Source organism: Lelliottia jeotgali (genome assembly GCF_016771845.1).
Classification (GTDB): domain Bacteria; phylum Pseudomonadota; class Gammaproteobacteria; order Enterobacterales; family Enterobacteriaceae; genus Enterobacter; species Enterobacter jeotgali.
Map to the genome: position 1 here is coordinate 1 of NZ_JAENMQ010000023.1, position 2,139 is coordinate 2,139.

Here is a 2,139-nt window from a genome sequence, read left to right on the forward strand (position 1 = left end):
GGTAAAACCCGGCGTCACTGCAACGGGATATTTCCTGGCCGCGCAGGTCGTGCTCAAATGTGAGCGGGGCGTGGTCGTTAAGCTGCCAGGTTTTCAGTTCGCCCATTAACCCACGGGTGAAGCGCTCAGTGATGCCGCCGGTGGTACGCCGTGTGACGTAATCACGTTGTTCATCGTAGCCGTACTCGGTGCGCCTGCCGTTGAGGGTTTCGGCGGTGATACGCCCGGCATCATCGTATTCATACGTGACGGTGGCATCGGCATTTTTTGACTCCACCTTTGCCAGTCTAAGCAGTTGGTTAAGTGGATGAAGGTGCCGGTTGCTTATTGGGTTGGTAGTAATAAAAAGCAGGAAAGATCTGATGATCTTTCCTGCTTTTTTTGATCTTAATAGTAAAGTATTTAGCTATTAATAAATTATAAACGTTCTTTTGTGTGGTATGTGTTCTCATCAGTCCAATATATTATCTTGTACTTGCCAATTTTTATTCCTTGTTCTTTGTAATACTCTATAACTTCAGATGGATACCAACCATGTCTGTATAAAAAAGAGCATCCGCACTGATTAACTAATTTATTATATTATATTTATCATGATCATTACTTACAGGTAAAATCATAGATTCATTAGAATTATAGAAACCCATGTATTTCATTTTATAGATTAAAAATAGTCCTGATACTAGGCTTTTTACAAAATCTCCGACAATGTCAGTTATGATAATAGTATTATTTGGTATCTTATTCACTCTACATTTACCCTTATGGTAAGTGGTGTTGATGTCGGTACGGAATTTATAGCTACATTATAATAATGAAGGCCTGTAATCGCAATTTTAAGATATTGAAAGGTCTTTGTAAAAATATAGTAATGTCTCAAGGATGGTAACCCAGAGAATGAATGTTTATAATGGTGAATAGCAGGAAAATATAATTAACAAAAAATTGTCATCTAATGCCATATTCAATGAACATGATGGCTAAGTTTGTTACTAGTATTATCTAAATCTAGTTCCATTGCGGTGCATAAATTAGTAATTAAATGAAAGGTATCCTTGTCAATTATTTTACTTTCCTCAATGATGATGTCAATGGTAGTGTCGAAGGCTAGACCAAATTCATTATGCTTAATGAATTCAATGACTTCATTAAGCTCCGATTGCGTGAAAATCTCTTTCAGCGAATTTATTAATTCACCGAATTTTTTTTCTATTTTATCATAATTAGCATTCATTAACGGGGATTCCTAGGGACGTTTGTAGGGAAACCTGAAACAATATCACCATTTTTTTCCTGAATCACTCTTATATCAATGCCATCTCGCGTACCATTTGTTACTGTTCTTCCTCCACGTCCTGTTGTAGACGCCAATGATGGATCCGTAGCTATATCTGAAACTCCATGCATGATTCTGTCATCAGACCATCCTGCAGGAAATTCGCTTTTACCCGGATGCCCGGTACCAGGGCGGTGTCCGCCACCAGTCATATCGCCATCTAAAATATGTTTACGTCTTTGAGGGCTGGCGAGATCTATATAATCTCTCGAGCCGTTAGTTCCAGGACAACACATCAACCCCAGCGGGTCCACCCACCGCAGCGGATTCGCTACATAGCCATAAGGATTGGTACCACCCATCAACCCTATAGGGTCCGGACTCAGATACTGCCCCGTCTCCGCATCATAGTACCGGAAACGGTTGTAGTACAACCCTGATTCTTCGTCCTCGTATTGCCCCGGAAAACGCAGGCGGCAGGCGGGAGCATTGTCCTGATTTCTGCCTTCCTCCCGCCCCCAGAGCTGCTGTCTGCCTTGCCAGACAATGGTGCCGTCTTCGGTCAGAAGCTCCTGGATACGCCCGGTGATATCCGTGACGGCATAGTGCAGTTGTCCCTTTTCATGGCACGCAAACGGAGTGAAGCTGCCGGGCTCATATAACCAGCGGATGGCGTTGTCGTGGTCTGGCTGACCGTCAGTACTGACCGGGATTTCTTCCGTCAGCTGGTCGCCGCTCCAGTGAAAATCCATCCCCGGTTTGTCGTGACTGGTGCAGCGCTTGCTGATGCGCCGACCAAACGGGTCGTATTTATACTCCCAGCGTTCCCCTTCCGGGGTTTCGATGCCCGTGAGCTGGCTTCT

At 43.8% G+C, this 2,139-nt stretch carries 3 protein-coding genes; all 3 read right to left on the minus strand.

The window, feature by feature from the left end; translation table 11 throughout:
* On the minus strand, positions 1 to 277 hold a 277-nt coding region (locus tag JBO43_RS22810), incomplete at its 3' end, for an RHS repeat domain-containing protein (RefSeq protein ID WP_331251910.1).
* Between the two features lie 687 nt (positions 278 to 964).
* Positions 965 to 1,234, minus strand: coding sequence for a MafI family immunity protein (locus JBO43_RS22815; protein ID WP_202675163.1), 270 nt, complete (start codon positions 1,232 to 1,234; stop codon positions 965 to 967).
* Positions 1,234 to 2,139: RHS repeat-associated core domain-containing protein (locus JBO43_RS22820; RefSeq protein ID WP_202675165.1), on the minus strand; the 906-nt coding region annotated here is incomplete at its 5' end. The genes JBO43_RS22815 and JBO43_RS22820, both read right to left, overlap by 1 nt.